Source organism: Parolsenella sp. (genome assembly GCF_982402205.1).
Genome location: NZ_CEVYAT010000020.1, coordinates 1 through 18554, shown reverse-complemented (window position 1 = coordinate 18554; position 18554 = coordinate 1). Strand labels below are relative to the sequence as shown.

At 65.6% G+C, this 18554-nt stretch carries 17 protein-coding genes, 5 tRNA genes and 1 pseudogene; all 23 read left to right on the top strand.

Annotation, left to right across the window (positions count from 1 at the left end):
* Positions 1–724 (top strand): carbon starvation CstA family protein (locus AC1VTH_RS02470; protein WP_481334514.1); only part of this gene is annotated, 724 nt, incomplete at its 5' end.
* Positions 725–897: 173 nt separating this feature from the next.
* Positions 898–2013 (top strand): DNA integrity scanning diadenylate cyclase DisA, encoded by a 1116-nt coding sequence (gene disA, locus AC1VTH_RS02465; RefSeq protein ID WP_293674094.1) that lies wholly within the window; start codon positions 898–900, stop codon positions 2011–2013.
* A gap of 3 nt (positions 2014–2016) precedes the next feature.
* Entirely contained in the window at positions 2017–2799 is a 783-nt protein-coding gene (ispD, locus tag AC1VTH_RS02460; protein ID WP_481334513.1) for a 2-C-methyl-D-erythritol 4-phosphate cytidylyltransferase, read from the top strand.
* The gene (gene ispF, locus AC1VTH_RS02455) at positions 2793–3272 is read left to right on the top strand and encodes a 2-C-methyl-D-erythritol 2,4-cyclodiphosphate synthase (RefSeq protein WP_481334512.1); all 480 of its coding nucleotides are present in this window, start codon (positions 2793–2795) and stop codon (positions 3270–3272) included. Before ispD ends, ispF begins: the two co-directional genes overlap by 7 nt.
* Before the next feature lie 92 nt (positions 3273–3364).
* Positions 3365–4096, top strand: coding sequence for a serine O-acetyltransferase (gene cysE / locus AC1VTH_RS02450; protein WP_293674097.1), 732 nt, complete (start codon positions 3365–3367; stop codon positions 4094–4096).
* Positions 4097–4098: 2 nt separating this feature from the next.
* Positions 4099–5583, top strand: a complete 1485-nt coding sequence (gene cysS / locus AC1VTH_RS02445) for a cysteine--tRNA ligase (RefSeq protein WP_481334511.1) — start codon at positions 4099–4101, stop codon at positions 5581–5583.
* A gap of 2 nt (positions 5584–5585) precedes the next feature.
* Complete coding sequence (gene rlmB / locus AC1VTH_RS02440) at positions 5586–6629, top strand: 23S rRNA (guanosine(2251)-2'-O)-methyltransferase RlmB (protein ID WP_481334510.1); 1044 nt, start codon at positions 5586–5588, stop codon at positions 6627–6629.
* A complete protein-coding gene (locus tag AC1VTH_RS02435; protein ID WP_293673084.1) occupies positions 6622–7170 on the top strand; it encodes an NYN domain-containing protein in 549 nt (182 codons plus the stop codon). Before rlmB ends, AC1VTH_RS02435 begins: the two co-directional genes overlap by 8 nt.
* 63 nt (positions 7171–7233) lie before the next feature.
* Positions 7234–7308: transfer RNA gene (locus AC1VTH_RS02430), tRNA-Thr, on the top strand.
* Between the two features lie 480 nt (positions 7309–7788).
* A tRNA-Tyr gene (locus AC1VTH_RS02425) sits at positions 7789–7872 on the top strand.
* A 1-nt stretch (position 7873) separates the two neighbouring features.
* Positions 7874–7949, top strand: a tRNA-Thr gene (locus AC1VTH_RS02420).
* A 9-nt stretch (positions 7950–7958) separates the two neighbouring features.
* Positions 7959–8035: transfer RNA gene (locus AC1VTH_RS02415), tRNA-Met, on the top strand.
* A 97-nt stretch (positions 8036–8132) separates the two neighbouring features.
* Complete coding sequence (gene tuf / locus AC1VTH_RS02410; protein WP_481334507.1) at positions 8133–9323, top strand: elongation factor Tu; 1191 nt, start codon at positions 8133–8135, stop codon at positions 9321–9323.
* Positions 9324–9516: 193 nt separating this feature from the next.
* Positions 9517–9666 (top strand): 50S ribosomal protein L33, encoded by a 150-nt coding sequence (gene rpmG / locus AC1VTH_RS02405; RefSeq protein ID WP_073296338.1) that lies wholly within the window; start codon positions 9517–9519, stop codon positions 9664–9666.
* 18 nt (positions 9667–9684) lie between these two features.
* Positions 9685–9760, top strand: a tRNA-Trp gene (locus AC1VTH_RS02400).
* 71 nt (positions 9761–9831) lie between these two features.
* Positions 9832–10179: a preprotein translocase subunit SecE gene (gene secE, locus AC1VTH_RS02395; RefSeq protein WP_293673086.1), complete on the top strand. Its 348-nt coding sequence runs from the start codon at positions 9832–9834 to the stop codon at positions 10177–10179.
* A 4-nt stretch (positions 10180–10183) separates the two neighbouring features.
* Positions 10184–10735 (top strand): transcription termination/antitermination protein NusG, encoded by a 552-nt coding sequence (gene nusG / locus AC1VTH_RS02390; RefSeq protein WP_481334505.1) that lies wholly within the window; start codon positions 10184–10186, stop codon positions 10733–10735.
* 112 nt (positions 10736–10847) lie between these two features.
* Entirely contained in the window at positions 10848–11276 is a 429-nt protein-coding gene (gene rplK / locus AC1VTH_RS02385; protein ID WP_293673088.1) for a 50S ribosomal protein L11, read from the top strand.
* Positions 11277–11388: 112 nt separating this feature from the next.
* Complete coding sequence (gene rplA, locus AC1VTH_RS02380; RefSeq protein WP_293673089.1) at positions 11389–12093, top strand: 50S ribosomal protein L1; 705 nt, start codon at positions 11389–11391, stop codon at positions 12091–12093.
* A 292-nt stretch (positions 12094–12385) separates the two neighbouring features.
* Positions 12386–12904 (top strand): 50S ribosomal protein L10, encoded by a 519-nt coding sequence (gene rplJ, locus AC1VTH_RS02375; RefSeq protein ID WP_293824172.1) that lies wholly within the window; start codon positions 12386–12388, stop codon positions 12902–12904.
* Between the two features lie 98 nt (positions 12905–13002).
* Entirely contained in the window at positions 13003–13380 is a 378-nt protein-coding gene (gene rplL / locus AC1VTH_RS02370) for a 50S ribosomal protein L7/L12 (protein WP_293673091.1), read from the top strand.
* A gap of 462 nt (positions 13381–13842) precedes the next feature.
* Positions 13843–17355 carry a DNA-directed RNA polymerase subunit beta gene (gene rpoB, locus AC1VTH_RS02365; RefSeq protein WP_481334503.1) on the top strand — a complete coding sequence of 1171 codons (3513 nt, stop codon included), beginning with the start codon at positions 13843–13845 and terminating at the stop codon, positions 17353–17355.
* Positions 17356–17361: 6 nt separating this feature from the next.
* Positions 17362–18554, top strand: a pseudogene (locus AC1VTH_RS02360) (DNA-directed RNA polymerase subunit beta'); the annotation flags it as partial.

Below are 18554 nucleotides of genomic sequence, written 5' to 3'. Positions count from 1 at the left end.
CAACCCCGTTGCCTCCACCCCGTTCCAGATCTTTGCCGCCGGCATCTCCCGCGGCATGCAGGCCTTCGGTGTCGACGGCACCGTCGCCACCGTCTTCATGACGATGAACGTCTCCGCCCTGGCCCTGACCTCGCTCGACGCCGTGGCCCGCATCGCCCGTACGTCCTTCTCCGAGTTCTTCGCCCAGACCAACGACGCCCTGGCCATCGACTCCAAGCAGGGTGCCATGAAGGTCCTCGGCAACCCCTGGTTCGCCACGGTCGTTACCCTGGTCCCGGGCCTCGCCCTCACCTTCGGCGGCTATCTCAACATCTGGCCGCTCTTCGGTGCTTCCAACCAGCTGCTCGGTGGCATGACCATGATCACGCTCGCCGTCTTCTGCAAGTGCACCGGCCGTAAGGGCGCCATGCTCTACGTGCCCGTCGTGTTCCTGCTCTGCTGCACCTTCACCTCGCTCGCCCAGTCCATCATGGGCTGCGTGACCGCCCTCCAGGCTGGTGGCATGACCGTCATCGCCACCTCTGGCCTGCAGCTCTTCTTCGCAATTCTGCTCGTCATCCTCGGCCTCATCGTCGCTGTGAACTGCCTCAAGGAGCTCTTCACCAAGGAGGCCGGCTCCCTGCCCGACGAGGAGCCCGAGTGGACCGAGCTTGGCCGCGAGCACGTCGCCGCTGTCGCCGGCAAGGCTGCCGCCGCCGGCAAGGCCGAGGCCAACGAGGCCTAAGGCCACCCAAGCTCGTCTCATCGCCGGCTCTCTACGACTCGAAGCCGACTGATGGTAGGGCCCGCATCCCCAGGGGTGCGGGCCTTTTTTCATGACCTCGCGCGGTGGCCCAAAACCTGCGGGCGGCGGCGCGTATACTTTGATGAATGACTATTCTGCAAGGAGGGGGCGCCATGGAGCCAGAAACTAACGAGACCACCTCGGGAGACGTGGCGACGCCAGAGGCCGCCGAGCAGCGCGAGCCCACGATCGAGGAGCGCCTCAACGAGGCCATCGCCATCACGGCCCCCGGCACCGCCGTGCGCCGCGCGCTCGACATGATCATCGCCGGCCACCTCGGGGCCCTCATCTGCGTGGGAGACACCGACACGGTGCTCTCCGCCGGCAACGACGGCTTCCCGCTCAACATCTCGTTCACGGCCAACCGCCTGTTCGAGCTCTCCAAGATGGACGGCGCCATCGTGGTCGATCGCGACCTCACGCAGATCCTGCGTGCCAACTTCCACCTCAACCCAGACCCGAGCCTGCCCACGAGCGAGACGGGCATGCGCCACCGCACCGCCGCGCGCATGAGCCTGCTCACCAAGGCCCTCGTCATCTCGGTCTCCGAGCGCCGCCAGGTCGTGAACCTCTACGTGGGCGGCAAGTCGCACCAGCTGCGCGGCGTCGCCGAGCTCATGACCAGCGCCTCCCAGCTCATCACCACGCTGCAGACCACGCGCCAGGCGCTCGACCACGCGCTGCTGCGCCTCACGACGCTCGAGCTCGACAACTACGTCACGCTCGCAGACGTCACGACGATCCTCAACTACTTCGAGACGCTCATGACCGCCGCCGACGAGATCGACCGCTGCGTCGACCAGCTGGGCAGCGAGGGACGCACCGTCGAGATGCAGCGCGAGCAGCTCGTGGGCGACATGGAGTCCGAGTACCTGCTCATGATCCGCGACTACGCCCGCGACTCCTCCGAGGAGAACGCCGAGGCCATTCGCGAGAAGCTTCATGCCGCGGACCCCTCGCAGTGGCGCTCACCCAAGCGCGTTGCCAAGGTGCTGGGCTACGAGGACCTGCGCGAGGACAGCGTCATGGTGCCGCTGGGCCTGCGCACCCTCAGCCGCGTCTCGGTCGTCCGCGAGGGCATGGCCGACAAGATCGTCGACGAGTACGGCAACCTGCGCGAGCTCATGGACGACATCGAGCAGAACCCGTCGCGCCTCGACGACCTGGGCGTCAAGAACCCCTCCATCCTTGCCGACAGCCTGTACCGCATGTGGGGCAAGAAGGAGTAGCGCATGGCAATTCTCGCGAGCGACAAGGCGGGTGCGCCGTCTGGGCCAGACACGGTGGCCGTCATTGCGGCCGGTGGCCTTGGCCTGCGCTTTGGCGATCCCGCGGGCAAGCAGTACGTCGAGCTGTGCGGCCTGCCCGTGCTCGACTGGTCCGTCGCGGCCTTTGCCGAGGCACCCTCCGTTGCGCAGATCGTCGTCGTGTGCCCGGCCGGCCGCGTCGCCGAGACGGCCGAGGTCGTCTCGCAGGTCGAGTTCGACACGCCGGTGACCTTCGTGGAGGGCGGGCAGACGCGCCAGCAGTCCTGCCTCGCCGGCATCCGCGCGGCTCGGGAGTGCGCGTTCATCGCCATCCATGACGGGGCGCGCCCCCTCATCGAGCCGGCCACCATCGAGGCCGCCATCGAGCGCGTCCGCGCCGACGAGACCCTCGCCGGCGCCATCTGCGCGCATCCCAGCGCCGACACCCTCAAGGTCGTAGGCGCGGACGGCATCGTCGAGTCCACGCCAGACCGCTCGCGCTTCTGGGCCGTGCAGACCCCGCAGGTCTTCCGCGCCCACGACGTGCTCGCGGCGCATCTCGCCGCGCTCGAGGAGGGCTTCGTCGGCACCGACGACGCCAGTCTCGTCGAGCGCGCGGGCGGTCGCGTCGCGTGCGTGGCAAGCCCCAGCGACAACATGAAGGTCACGGTGCCCGAGGACAGGCTGCCCATCGAGGCCATACTTGCCGTGCGCATCGAGGCCGGGGACGTACCGGCTTGCTGCCTGCGAGGAGGCGCCTCATGCTAAGGATCGGACACGGCTACGACGTCCACAAGCTCGTCGAGGACCGCGACCTCATTCTCTGCGGCGTAAGGATTCCCCACACGCTGGGACTTCTCGGCCACTCAGATGCAGACGTCGCCACCCACGCCGTGGCAGACGCCATCCTTGGCGCCACGCGCCTGGGTGACCTCGGCAAGCTCTTTCCCGACACGGACCCCGCCTATGCGGGCGCCAACTCGCTGGGCCTGCTCGCCCAGGTGATGCGCCTCGCGCGCGAGCGCGGCTACGAGCTGCTCGACTGCGACTGTACCATCGCCGCCCAGGCGCCCAAGCTCGCCCCGCACCGCGAGCAGATGCGCGAGAACCTCGCGCAGGCCCTCGGCGTCGACGTCGCGAGCGTTGGAGTCAAGGCCACGACCACCGAGCGGCTCGGCTTCGTTGGTCGCGAGGAGGGCATGGAGGCCTGGGCGGTTGCGCTCATGGAATATGACGGATAGCGGCCTGGCCCAACTCTGAGCTAATCTGTTGGCGTTTTGGACGCGGCGCCCTGCTTGGGCGCCGGCCGCGCGGCACACTCGTAAGGACCCTTATGTTCGATCGCATTCGTGAGGACATCGAGACATTCCGGGCGCACGACCCGGCGGCGACCTCGAACGTCTCCATCCTTCTCAACTCGCCCGGCATGCGGGCCATCTGGGCCTACCGCCGCCAGCACTGGCTGTGGACCCACGGCCACCCTCTGCTCGCCCGCACCCTGTCGACGATGAGCCGCCGCCGCTTTGGCGTCGAGATCCACCCCGGCGCGCAGATTGGCAGGCGCTTCGTCATCGACCATGGCATGGGCATCGTCGTGGGCGAGACCACCATCATCGGCGATGACTGCCAGCTTTACCAGGGCGTTACGCTGGGCGGCACGGGCAAGCAGAGCGGCAAGCGCCACCCCACGTTGGGCAACAACGTCGTGGTGGGCGTGGGCGCGTCGGTGCTGGGCAACATCACCCTGGGCGACAACGTCAAGGTGGGCGGCGGCGCCGTGGTGGTGCGCGACGTCCCGGCAGACTGCACCGTCGTGGGCGTGCCCGGACACGTCACCACGCGTGGCGGCGTGCGCGTGCGCTCCGCCGCGGGCGAGCGCCTCACCTGCCTTTCCATGAGCGACGCGACTACAATCGACAAGGTCATCCACGAGCGCGAGGACGTCGAGCACCGCGAGTACCTGCCCGACCCCGTCGACCGCACGATCGATGACCTCGCGGCCAAGGTCGCACGTCTCGAGAAGCGAATCGCCGAGCTGCAGTCCCAGCTCGAGAACAAGGAGTAGCCATGCTCGTCTATAACACCCAGCTTCACAAGAAGGTCGAGCTCGAGCCCATCGAGCCGGGCAAGATCCGCATGTACGTCTGCGGCCCCACGGTCTACGACCAGATCCACGTGGGCAACGGCCGCACCTTCCTGGCCTTCGACGTCATCCGCCGCTACCTGCAGTACAAGGGCTACCAAGTGACGTTTGCCCAGAACCTCACCGACGTGGACGACAAGATCATCAACCGCGCCAATGAGCAGGGTCGCACGCCCGAGGAGGTCGCCGCCGAGTTCTCCGACGCCTTCATCGAGCAGATGCACCGCCTGGGCGTCCTCGACCCCGACATCCGCCCGCGCGCCACGCGCGAGATACCCGCGATGATCGAGATGATCCAGGGCCTCATCGACCAGGACCATGCCTACGCCCCCGGCAATGGCGACGTCTACTTCTCCGTGCGCAGCGATCCCAGCTACGGCACCGTCTCGGGTCGCAACATCGACGACCTCAAGGTGGGCGCCCGCATCGAGGCCAATGACGAGAAGCGCGACCCGCTCGACTTTGCCCTCTGGAAGGCCGCCAAGCCCGGCGAGCCCATGTGGGACTCGCCCTGGGGCAAGGGCCGCCCGGGCTGGCACACCGAGTGCTCCGCGATGGTGCACCGCTACCTAGGCACGCCCATCGACATTCACGGCGGCGGCCAGGACCTGCAGTTCCCGCACCACGAGAACGAGTACGCGCAGGCCGTCTGCTGCTGGCGCGAGCCGCTCGCCAACGTGTGGATGCACACAGGCATGCTGCTCATCGACGGCGAGAAGATGAGCAAGAGCCTGGGCAACTTCTACACGCTCAAGGAGGTGCTCGACAAGTACCCGGCCGACGCCGTGCGCCTGCTGATGCTGCAGACCCACTACCGCTCGCCGCTTGACTTCTCCTTCGAGCGCCTCGACGGCGCCAAGGGCACGCTCGAGCGCGTCCGCGGCACCATCGCCAACTTGCGCTGGGCCGCAGAGAGCGCCGCGGCCGCCACTCACGAGCTCAATGACGAGGACCGCGCCTTTGGTGCCGCCGTCGACGAGGCCTCGGCCGAGTTCGTGGCCCAGATGGACGACGACTTCAACACCGCCGGCGCCCTCGCGGCGCTCTTTGGCCTCGTGACGAAGGCAAACACCTACCTCGACCAGACTGGCGCCAACGCCGCCGGTGCCGTCGCGCTGCGCGCCTCCGACGTCCTCGTCGAGCTGCTGGGCGTCCTGGGCGTCGAGTCCGTGCGCCCCAGCGCCGCCGAGCTGCCCCACGAGCTGGTCGACCTCGCCCGCGAGCAGGCCGGCTACGAGGGCGATGACGCCGAGCAGGCCGCCGAGGCCCTCGTCGCCGCCCGCGCCGAGGCTCGCGCCGCCAAGAACTGGGGCGTGGCCGATGCCATCCGCGACGGCATCGCCGCCCTGGGACTCGTGGTCGAGGACACGGCCGCAGGCACCCGCATCAAGCCCGCCAAGGAGGACTAGCCATGGCCCGACGCAACGACTCCCGCCCGAGCGGTCGAAGGGATGCCCGCGGCGCCGCCAACCGAGGCCGCCAGAGCTCCCAGCAGCGTGGCCCCCAGCAGCGTGGGGGCAAACCGCGCCAGCAGGGCTCGGGCGCCCGCACGGGCTCCCGCACCGGCGCGCCCGCTCGCGCGCGCGGCCCCCAGGGCCAGCGCGCCGGCTCCAAGGGCGACCTCATCGAGGGTCGCCGCGCCGCCGCCGAGGCCCTCGAGCTTGGCCTTCCCATCACGCGCGCCCTCATCCAGAAGGATTCCGGAGCGGTGGACCCCACGCTCACCGACCTCGCCCGTCGTCTCGCGGCCAACGGCGTCGAGGTCGAGCGCGTCGCCCGCCCCGTTCTCGACTCGCTCTCCTCGCATGGCGCCCACCAGGGCATCATGCTCAAGGTCCGTCCCTACCGCTATGCCTCGCTTCACGACATCATCGAGGCCGCCGGCAGCGGAAACGCCCTGGTCATCGTGCTCGACCACGTGACCGACGAGGGCAACTTCGGCGCCATCGTGCGCACGGCCGAGGTCGTAGGCGCGGCGGGCGTCGTCGTGGCCAAGTCGCGCGCCGCCCGCGTGGGCGTGGGTGCCTACAAGACCAGCGCCGGCGCGGTCATGCACCTGCCCATCGCGCAGGTGCCCAACCTCGCGAGCGCTCTGGACGAGCTCAAGGAGCACGGATTCTGGGCGGGCGGCGCCACCGAGCACGCCCGTGACCTCGTGTGGGACGCCCCCGTCGCGGGTCGCCTCGCGCTCGTGATGGGCTCCGAGGGCTCGGGCATCTCGAGGCTCGTGCGCCAGCACTGCGACTTCGAGTTCAAGCTGCCCCAGCGCGGCCAGGTCGAGTCGCTCAACGTGGCGCAAGCCACCACGGCCATCGCCTACGAGTGGCTGCGCCGCGACATGGCGGCCGGCGAGGGCGCCCAGGCGGTGTCCGAGCCCGCGGGCGACGGTTACGACGCCCCGCTCGACCTGCCCGACACCTCCGACTTCGACTTTCCGGAGACCGACCTTGGCTAAGCGCTCAGACCACGAGCTGCTGGTCGTGGATGGCTACAACGTCATATTCGGCACGCCCCGCTACAAGTCCCTCATGGACGAGCCGGGCGAGCGCGACCTCGACCACGACCCGTTCGAGCGTGCCCGCGAACTGCTCGTGGCAGACGTCGCGGCGTTCGCCCAGGGCCGCTACGAGCCGGTCATCGTGTTTGACGCGGCGGGCAACGTCAACCCCGAGCACCCCGAGCTGCGTCGCGCGGGCGTGCGCATGATCTTCTCGCCCACGGGGGTCACGGCAGACACCGTGATAGAGCGCTTGGTGGGGGAGTGCCGCAGGCAGATGCGCGAGGTCACGGTCGTGACGAGTGACAATACGATCAGGGCCACGGTGGGAGGCATCCCCGTGACGCGCATCTCGAGCGCCATGCTCGCCCACGAGATCGACGTCCTCGACTCCGAGCGCGAGGTCGACATCGCCGAGCGGCGCCACGGCAAGCTCACGGTGGAGGACCGCCTCGACGCCAAGACCCTCGCCAAGCTCAACGCCCTGCTGGGCAGATAGCGCGCTGTGGCGAAACGTGGCCATATCGGCTACGATGCTAGAACGCCCACGGGCGCACATAACGCCAACGTAGCTCAATGGTAGAGCCCCTGTCTTGTAAACAGGCCGTTGTAGGTTCGATTCCTATCGTTGGCTCCACGAACTCGCGGACCCCGGATCATCCGGGGTCCTTTCTTATATAGAGGGCACGTATCCTTCAGTACGCTGACCCCTGACCCCGCGGCAATCGAGGGTGATTGCCCCAAACGTCATGGGCGCATGGCCTCAACCGCCATGAGGGGCCCTGCGGAGGCGCTATCCCCATGGGGTGCGCATCCTGGTCCCTGTGGAATAGAAGGCGCACCACCCGGGCCATGCGGGAATCCCGCGGGCGCGCGTAACCCACGTGCGCGCAGGACTTCCGGAAGATTTTTGCCGCTCGCCCAAAAATTCCTACCAAACTTTTTTCGAAAAACTTTGGGAAAAGCCGCGATTCGCTTACAAATATGCAGGTAATGTGGTGAAAACGAATGGATACGCCCGGTTAGGGGGATTGAGTTGACACGATGCCCCAAATCTCGGTAATATCCTTTCCGCTGCGCGAGGGAACGACCTCTCGGAGCGGCTTGAAAACGGTATGGGGATGTGGCACAGCGGCAACTGCGGCGGACTGTAAATCCGCTCCCTCTGGGTTCCTTGGTTCGAGTCCAAGCATCCCCACCATGCCCGTGTAGCTCAGTAGGTAGAGCACTTCGTTGGTAACGAAGAGGTCACCGGTTCAAATCCGGTCGCGGGCTCCATTCAAGCACGGCGGTGTAGCTCAGTTGGTTAGAGCACGCGGTTCATACCCGCGGCGTCACTGGTTCGAATCCAGTCACCGCTACCAGAGCCCTCGCGGCGTCGCGCAAGCGGCGCCGCTGGACATATTAATAGGCAAAAGGGCCGTCAAGGCCTAAAGCTAGCATCCATGAGGAGGATGGCAAATGGCCAAGGAGAAGTTTGAGCGCACTAAGCCGCACGTGAACATCGGTACGATTGGTCACGTCGACCACGGCAAGACCACGCTGACGGCCGCTATCACCAAGGTCCTCTCTGAGACCGAGGGCTGCAAGGCCGACTTCACCGCCTTCGAGAACATCGACAAGGCCCCCGAGGAGCGCGAGCGCGGCATTACCATTTCCGTCGCTCACGTCGAGTACGAGACGGCTTCCCGTCACTACGCTCACGTCGACTGCCCGGGCCACGCTGACTACGTCAAGAACATGATTTCGGGCGCTGCTCAGATGGACGGTGCCATCCTGGTCATCGCCGCCACCGACGGCCCCATGGCCCAGACCCGCGAGCACATCCTGCTCGCCCGTCAGGTTGGCGTGCCCTACATCGTTGTCTTCCTGAACAAGTGCGACATGGTCGACGATGACGAGCTCATCGACCTCGTCGAGATGGAGACCCGTGAGCTCCTCTCCGAGTACGATTTCCCCGGCGACGACATCCCCGTCATCCGTGGTTCCGCTCTCGGCGCCCTCAACGGCGAGGAGAAGTGGATGAACTCCGTCCGCGAGCTCATGAAGGCCGTCGACGAGTACATCCCGACGCCCGCCCGTGACAACGAGAAGCCGTTCCTGATGGCCATCGAGGACGTCATGACGATTTCCGGCCGTGGCACCGTTGCCACCGGTCGTGTCGAGCGCGGCGAGCTCAAGCTCAACTCGCCCGTCGAGATCGTGGGCATCAAGCCGACCCAGAACTCCGTCGTCACCGGCATCGAGATGTTCCGCAAGACCATGGACTTCTGCGAGTCCGGCGACAACGTGGGCCTGCTTCTCCGCGGCATCAAGCGCGAGGACATCGAGCGCGGCCAGGTCATCTGCGCCCCCGGCACGGTTACCCCGCACTCCAAGTTCACCGCTGAGGTCTACGTCCTGACCAAGGAGGAGGGCGGCCGTCACACCCCGTTCTTCACCAACTACCGTCCGCAGTTCTACTTCCGCACCACGGACGTCACCGGCTCCATCGTCCTCCCCGAGGGCGTCGAGATGGCCATGCCGGGCGACCACGTGACGATTGAGGCCGACCTGATCCACGGCATCGCCATGGAGGAGGGCGACCGCTTCGCCATCCGTGAGGGCGGCCACACCGTCGGCGACGGCCGTATCGCCACCATCATTGAGTAGATTTAGTTCTTCTCTGTGACTTTCTGGCCCGGCTCCTCGTGAGCCGGGCCTTTTTCTTGGAGCTTTTGTTGAGACGCATCGATATTCGAGAATTCCGGTTCCAACCTGTTGACGCGTGCTTAGGACGCTGGTAATATTCTCGACCGCGCCATGGCTGAGGAAGTCTTGGCCATGACCCATCAGGAGGAATGAAATGCGTACGATGGTTACCCTCGCCTGCACCGAGTGCAAGCGCCGCAATTACACCACCAAGAAGAACAAGCAGAACAACCCTGAGCGCATGGAGCTCAAGAAGTACTGCCCGTGGTGCCGCAAGCACACTCTTCACAAGGAAACCCGTTAACTCGGGTATCCCCCTTACAGGCCAGTAGCTCCAATGGTAGAGCGGCGGTCTCCAAAACCGTTTGTTGTGGGTTCGAGTCCTACCTGGCCTGCCAAATTCTCACCGGCCTTCCCTTGCGGAAGGCCGGTTTCCATGTAGTAAGAGGCCTCGCCCGAAGGGAATAGCATGGCCAACAAGGATCGCCAGAAGAGGAGCGCCCGCAAGGCGCGTGCCGCCGAGCGCAAGGAGCTCGAGGAGAAGCACGCCGTCTCTGGCCAAGCTCCCAAGAAGGAGGCCCCTGCGCAGGCCAAGGCCGAGAAGAAGGCCGCCAAGAAGAACGGCTTCTTCTCCCGTGTGCGTGGCTGGTTCGCCGACGTCAAGGCCGAGATGCACCGCGTCACGTGGCCTTCCAAGGCTGAGCTCAAGAACTACTCCATTGCCGTCATCGTGATGCTGGTCGTCTTTGGCGTTGCCGTCTGGCTCGTCGACACCGGCGTCGTCGCCATTCTTGTTGGTTACTCGGGACTGAGGTAATAACATGGCCAAGCGTTGGTATGTGGTCCACACCTACTCGGGCTACGAGAACAAGGTCAAGAATGACCTCGAGCACCGCATCGAGACCTATGGCCTCGAGAACGTGGTCGTCGACATCAAGATCCCGACCGAGGAGGTCACGGAGATCAAGGATGGCGGCAAGCGCGAGACCAAGGAGTCCAAGGTCTTCCCGGGCTACGTGCTCGTCCGCATGGAGATGGACGACAACTCCTGGTCCGTCGTGCGCAACACCCCCGGCGTGACCGGTTTCGTGGGCATCGACGGCAAGCCTGCCCCGCTGTCCCGCGAGGAGTTCAACAAGATCATGCGCCGCTCCAACCCGCGTGGCGCCACCGCTGCGGCTGCGCCGCACCGCACGGCTACCAACCTGGAGCCGGGCATGTCGGTCCGCGTCATCAACGGCCCGCTGGCAGACTTCGACGGCCAGATCTCTGAGGTCAACGCCGAGGCTGGCAAGGTCAAGGTCATGCTCATGATCTTTGGCCGCGAGACGTCTGTCGAGCTCACTCTCGACCAGGTCTCCGTCATCGCCTAAGCAAGGCAACAATCGCCTGCCCCTCTTTCGGTGAGGAATGCTTCTGCGGGGCGGGAAAGATATAGCACTACCACCTACACGCTTTGTAAATTCAGCAATGAGAGGAACGACAATGGCTGAGAAGAAGGTTGTCAACTTCATTAAGCTTCAGATCCCGGCTGGCGCTGCCAACCCCGCGCCCCCGATCGGCCCGGCCCTCGGTGCCGCCCAGGTCAACATCATGCAGTTCTGCCAGGCGTTCAACGCCGCCACGCAGGACAAGAAGGGCGACATCATCCCCGTTGAGATCTCCGTCTACGAGGACCGCTCCTTCACGTTCGTCTGCAAGACCTCGCCCGCCGCTGAGCTCATCAAGAAGGAGCTCGGCCTCAAGGGTGGCTCCGGCGTTCCCCAGCGCGACAAGGTCGGCCAGCTCACCCAGGAGCAGCTCACCAAGATCGCCGAGATTAAGATGCCGGACCTCAACGCCAACGACATCGAGGGCGCCAAGAAGATCATCGCCGGCACCGCTCGCTCCATGGGCGTCACCATCGCCGAGTAGCACCCGCTGCCCCCAGACGGTAACCCGCCGGCGCAAGCCGGCTAAGCTCGACGCCCTAAGGCGTCGCTAGATGTGGGAGGGCGCAAGCCCCGTGACCACAGGAGGAAATAACATGCCTAAGCACGGTAAGAAGTACAACGCCGCCGCCGCCAAGATCGAGGCCGGCAAGCTCTACGCCCCGAAGGAGGCCGCGGCTCTCGTCAAGGAGATCGCTTTCGCCGGCTTCGACGAGACCATCGAGGCCACGTTCCGTCTCGGCGTCGACACCCGCAAGGCCGACCAGAACATCCGCGGCTCCATTGCCCTGCCCCACGGCACCGGCAAGACCGTCCGTGTCGCCGTCTTTGCCGAGGGCGAGCAGGCTCGTGCCGCCGAGGAGGCCGGCGCCGACATCGTGGGCTCCGACGACCTCGTCGCCCAGATCCAGGCCGGCAACATCGACTTCGACGCTGCCATCGCCACCCCGCCGATGATGGCCAAGGTCGGTCGTCTCGGCAAGATCCTCGGCCCCCGTGGCCTCATGCCGAACCCCAAGCTTGGCACCGTCACCATGGACGTCGCCAAGATGGTTGGCGAGCTCAAGGCCGGTCGTGTCGAGTATCGCGCCGACCGTTACGGCATCTGCCACGTGCCGGTGGGCCGCGTCTCCTTCCCGCTCGAGCAGATCGTCGAGAACTACGGCGTTCTCCTCAACGAGATCATCCGCGTCAAGCCTGCCACGGCCAAGGGCAAGTACATTAAGTCCGTTGCCCTCGCTTCCACGATGGGCCCCGGCGTCAAGGTCGACAGCTCCATCACCCGCAACCTCCTCGACTAGTCGATAAGAGTTTGCACAAAGCGTGAAGTGTTCCGCCCGTCTCGGTTGTCTCTTGACTTCCGGGGCGGGCGGAATATCATTTTTACTGTTATGCACATAGCACGTCCGCTGCCAGAGACAGCCGGTGCCTGCAAAGGCCTAAGGGGCATAGCCCGCCTGCCGAGGTGGTCCAACGAGTGAAATTGTTGAGACCCCGTCTGGCCAAGCGCCTGGCGGGGTCTTTGTTCTTCCTCGAGCGAAGTCCCGCCTACTGGCGAGACGTGCACAGGTTCGCTCGAGGGGAGGTGTACATATGCCAGCTCAGTCCAAGATCGATATGCTCGAGAAGGTCTCCGCTTCCCTGGAGGCTTCCGCGGGCGTGTTCGTGATCGATTACCGTGGCCTTACGGTGAAGGAGACCCAGGAGCTTCGTCGCGGTCTGCGCGAGGCGGGCGCTCACATGAAGGTCTACAAGAACAACATCGTGCGCATCGCGCTCGAGAAGGCCGAGATGCCTGCCATCGACGATTGCCTCGAGGGCACCGTCGCCTGCGTCTTCTACGAGAGCGATCCCGCCGCTGCTGCCAAGGTCATTAAGGAGATCTCCAAGAAGCTCAACAAGATTGAGTTCCGTGGTGGTATCGTCGACGGCTCCGTGGTCTCCGCCGAGGAGATCATCGCCATCGCCGAGCTCCCCTCCAAGGAGCAGCTCCTCGGCCAGATCGCCGGTCTCATCAGTGGCTTCGCCCGCGACATCGCGGTGTGCGTCAATGGTGTTTCCTCTGGTCTCGCCCGTTCGATTCAGCAGGTTTCCGAGCAGAAGGCCGCCTAGTAGCGACCCTCGCGCGGCAAACCCGCGAACCCGGCGCACCAAGCGCCAGACTAGACAAACTTCACGCATGCGCGTGAGCTACGAAAGGACTTAGTAAAATGGCTAAGCTCACCACCGATGAGATCATCGATGCTCTTAAGGAAATGACCCTTCTCGAGGCTTCCGAGCTCGTCAAGGCCATCGAGGACACCTTCGGTGTCTCCGCTGCCGCTCCTGCCGCCGTCGTCGCCGCTCCTGCCGCTGGCGCCGAGGCCGCTGAGGAGAAGACCAACTTCGACGTCGTGCTCGAGGGCTTCGGCGACAACAAGATCGCCGTCATCAAGGTCGTCCGCGAGCTCACCAGCCTTGGCCTGAAGGAGGCCAAGGAGGTCGTCGAGTCCGCCCCCAAGGCCGTCCTCGAGGGCGCCAAGAAGGAGGACGCTGAGGCCGCCAAGGAGAAGCTCGAGGCCGCCGGCGCTGCCGTCTCCCTCAAGTAACTCTTCGCACCTCTTGGTGTTCTGCCGCAAGGCAGCTTGAGTTATCGAATAGGTCCCGTGTCGCCTTGCGATGCGGGACCTTTTTTCATGTCTCGGATGGAAGGGCGGGGGAGTGTGGGCGTTGGCCCGTCGGCCGCGCTCGGTGGGTGGCGCTTGGGCATGTCCGTGACTGTCCCTGAGGCCTGGCGAGCGCCGAGAGGCGGCCGAGTGGGCGCTTCTCCCGACCAGGCGGAACCGTCCGCCGAGAGCCTCCCGGGGACATACCCGCAGCTTGCACATACTGTCTCCATAAAAGGAATGCCACCTGCCGGAGCAAAACCCCAGCAAATGGCATAAGCGCGAAAAGATAAATGAATAGAATGGGAATGTCAAGACTGTTCATTGACGCGCGAGACAACCTTCGGTAGATTACTAGTTTGCGACAACTGCCGCCATATGCCATGTTGAAGGAGGAAATGCCTGGTGCGTACCGCTAAGTCTACTACCACCTCCGCAGTCAAGCACGATCGCGTGAGCTTCTCCAAGATCGCCCCCGCGATGGAGCTCCCCAACCTGATTACCATCCAGAAGGAGTCTTTTGAGCACTTCATGACCGATGGTCTGGCCGAGGCCTTCGCCGAGGCTTCGCCCATCGAGAACAGTGCCGGAACCATGGAGATCACCTTTGGTGACCACCAGTTCGGTGACCCCGCCCACTCAATCGCCGAGTGCCGCGCCAAGGACATCTCCTATCAGGCGCCGCTGCTGGTCGACGTCCGCTTCGTGAACAAGGAGACGGGCGAGATCAAGGAGCAGCTCGTCTTCATGGGCGACTTCCCGCTCATGACCGACCGCGGCACGTTCATCATCAACGGCACCGAGCGCGTCGTCGTCTCGCAGCTCGTCCGCTCGCCGGGCGTGTACTTCGCTGCCGAGATGGACAACGGGGTCCAGTGCCACCGCGTGCAGTTCATCCCCGCCCGCGGCGCCTGGCTCGAGTTCGAGGTCGACAAGCGCGGCCAGCTCGTCGTCTCCATCGACCGCAAGCGTCGTCAGAGCGCCACGATGTTCCTGCGCGCCCTCGGCATCGCCGAGAGCGATGACGAGATCCTGACGCTGCTCGGCGACTCCGAGATTGTCCGCTCCACGCTCGAGCGCGACGTCGCCCAGACGCGCGAGGACGCCCTCATCGAGATCTACAAGCGCCAGCGCCCCGGCGAGCCGCCCACGGTCGACTCCGCCCGCAGCCTGCTCGACGGCCTGTACTTCAACCCGCAGCGCTATGACCTCGCCAAGGTCGGCCGCTACAAGATCAACAAGAAGCTCGGCATCGACGTCGACTCCGCCGAGTCCGTCCTCACCGCCGAGGACATCGTCACGGCCCTGCGTTATCTGCTCGCCCTCCACGCCGGCGACAGCACCAAGAAGGTCGACGACATCGACCACTTTGGCAACCGTCGCGTGCGCACGGTCGGCGAGCTCGTCGCCAACCAGTTCCGCATCGGCATGAGCCGCATGGAGCGCGTCGTGCGCGAGCGCATGGCCGCCCAGGACGTCGACGACATCACGCCGCAGAGCCTCATCAACATCCGCCCGATCGTGGCGGCCATCAAGGAGTTCTTCGGCTCCTCGCAGCTGTCCCAGTTCATGGACCAGTCCAACCCGCTGGCCGGCCTCACGCACAAGCGTCGCCTGTCCGCGCTCGGCCCGGGCGGCCTCGCCGGCCACAAGTCTGGCTCCAGCCGCCGCACGAACGTCCCCACGGCCGTCCGCGACGTCCACAACTCGCACTACGCCCGCATGTGCCCCATCGAGACGCCCGAGGGCCCCAACATCGGCCTGATTGGCTCCCTGGCCCTCTACGCCCACGTCAACAGCTTCGGCTTCATCGAGGCCCCGTACCGCAAGGTCGTTGACGGCAAGGCCACCGACCAGATCGACTGGATGACGGCCGACGAGGAAGAGGACCACGTGATCGCCCCGGCGAACACGCCCATCGACCCCAAGGATGGCTCGTTCATCGAGATCGACTCCAACGGCGAGATCACGCACCCCAAGCGCATCGTCGCCCGCACGCGCGACTTCGACGGCTCCTTCGGCGCCCCCGCCGAGTGCCTCGTTTCCGAGGTCGACTACATGGACGTCTCGCCGCGCCAGCTGCTCTCCGTGGCCGCCACGCTCATTCCGTTCCTCGAGCACGACGACGCTAAGCGTACGCTCATGGGTGCAAACATGCAGCGTCAGGCCGTGCCCCTGATTCACGCCCACGCCCCGCTCGTTGGCACCGGCATGGAGGCGCGTGCCGCCCTCGACTCCGGCGAGATCATCTACTCGCACCACGACGGCGTGGTCGTCGAGGCCGATGCTGCCCACGTCACGGTCGACGGTGCCAAGGGCCCCGAGCGCTACGACCTGCCCAAGTACCAGCGCTCCAACCAGAGCACCTGCATCAACCACCGCCCGATCGTCCACGTGGGCGACAAGGTCGTCGCCGGCCAGCCCCTGGCCGACGGCCCCTCGATCGACAACTCCGAGCTCGCCCTTGGCGCCAACCTCACCGTGGCCTACATGCCGTGGGAGGGCTACAACTACGAGGACGGCATCATCGTCTCCGAGCGCGTCGTGCAGCAGGACCTGCTCACCTCGGTGAACATCTCCCGTCACGAGATCGATGCCCGCGACACCAAGCTCGGCCCCGAGGAGATCACCCGCGAGATCCCTAACCTGGGCGAGGACATGCTTGCCAACCTCGACGAGGAGGGCATCATCCGCATTGGCGCCGAGGTCGGCCCCGGCGACATCCTGGTTGGCAAGGTCACGCCCAAGGGCGAGACGGCCCTCACCAGCGAGGAGCGCCTTCTGCGCGCCATCTTCGGCGCCAAGGCCCACGACGTCCGCGACACGTCGCTCAAGATGCCCCACGGCTCCTACGGCCGCGTCGTCGACGTGGTGCGCTTCAGCCGCGAGGCCGGCGACGACCTCCCGCCCGGAGTCAACGACCTCGTCCGCGTCTTCGTTGCCCAGCGCCGCAAGATTCAGCAGGGCGACAAGATCGCCGGCCGTCACGGCAACAAGGGTGTCGTGTGTCGCGTCCTGCCCGTCGAGGACATGCCCTACATGGCCGACGGCACGCCCGTCGACGTCCTGCTCGACCCGCTGGGCGTTCCGTCCCGTATGAACGTTGGCCAGCTGCTCGAGTGCCACCTCGGCTGGGCCGCCGCCAACGGCTGGGACATGGACGACGCCGACTCCAAGAAGTACGTCCCCGGCCCCATCCCCGTGGCCACGCCCGTCTTTGACGGCGCCACGGCCGACGAGGTCGCCGAGGCCATCCGCCGCACCAACATCAACCTCGTCAACCGCGCCCGCGAGCGCTTCGGCGAGCACATGGACGAGCAGTTCGTGCCGCAGCTCAACAGCTTTGGCAAGACTACGCTCTACGACGGCCGCACCGGCGAGCCCTTCCGCGACAAGATCACGGTGGGCACGAGCTACATCCTGAAGCTCGGTCACATGGTCGACGACAAGATCCACGCCCGTTCGACCGGCCCCTACAGCCTCGTTACCCAGCAGCCGCTGGGCGGCAAGGCCCAGTTCGGCGGCCAGCGCTTCGGTGAGATGGAGGTTTGGGCCCTGTACGCGTACGGCGCCGCCAACGTGCTGCAGGAGATCCTCACCGTCAAGTCCGACGACACGATCGGCCGCGTGAAGACCTACGAGTCCATCGTCAAGGGCGAGAACGTGCCCGACTCCGGCATCCCCGAGTCGTTCAAGGTTCTCGTCAAGGAGATTCGCTCGCTCGCCCTCGACATCGAGCCGATCTCCTACAAGAAGCGTTCCGCGAAGGCCGCCGAGCAGACCGAGGAGGTCGTGGCCAACCCCGTCGACGTCTTCGCCGACGCCTCCGCCGACCTCATCGGCACCCCGATCGACTCCGAGCCCGCCTCCGACGAGGAGCCCGAGCTCGTTGCCGAGACCACGAACGAGAAGGAGTAGCGAACCGTGGCAGATTTCGATACCACTGACTTCGACGCCATCAAGATCTCCCTCGCCTCTGCCGACGACATCCGCAGCTGGTCGCACGGCGAGGTCAAGAAGCCCGAGACGATCAACTACCGCACGCTCAAGCCCGAGAAGGACGGCCTGTTCTGCGAGAAGATCTTTGGCCCGGTCAAGGATTGGGAGTGCGCCTGCGGCAAGTACAAGGGCATCCGCTTCAAGAACATCGTCTGCGAGCGCTGCGGCGTTGAGGTCACGAGCGCCAAGGTGCGCCGCGAGCGCATGGGCCACATCGAGCTCGCCGCTCCCGTGAGCCACATCTGGTACTTCAAGAGCCCTTCGAGCTTCCCGCTGTCCCGCATGCTTGACATGAAGTCCAAGGACCTCGAGAAGGTCCTGTACTTCGCCAGCTACGTCATCACGAGCGTCGACACCGAGGCCCGCGAGGCCGACGCTGCCGACCTCAAGGAGGAGCTGGCCGCCGACCTCGAGCAGCTCGACGCCGAGCGCGATGAGCAGATCGAGCGCATGCGCGCCGACCAGGCTGCCGGCGTCGTCGACGAGTTCGACGGCTCCGAGGTCATGAGCGACGACGAGCTCGCCGCTGCCATCGTTGACCTGCGCGAGGAGTACGAGGAGGAGAAGCAGCTCCGCACCGAGGCGTACGAGAAGTTCATGACGCTCGAGGAGCGCGAGCTCATCTCCGACGAGAGCCTCTTCCGCGAGATGAAGCGCTACTACTCCATCTACTTCAAGGGCGGCATGGGCGCCGAGGCCGTCCGCGAGCTGCTGCGCGCCATCGACCTGGAGAAGACGGCCGCCGAGCTGCGCGCCATCATCGCCGACGACAAGGGCCAGAAGCAGCGTCGCGAGAAGGCCGTCAAGCGTCTCGAGATCGTCGACGCCTTCCTCGAGGGCCACAACGATCCGGCCAACATGATCCTCGACGTGATTCCCGTGATCCCGCCCGACCTGCGCCCCATGGTGCAGCTCGACGGTGGCCGCTTCGCCGCCTCCGACCTCAACGACCTCTACCGTCGCGTGGTCAACCGCAACAACCGACTCAAGCGCCTCCTCGACCTTGACGCTCCGGCGATCATCGTCAACAACGAGAAGCGCATGCTGCAGGAGTCCGTCGACGCCCTGTTCGACAACGGCCGTCGTGGTCGTCCCGTCACCGGTCGTGGCGGTCGCCC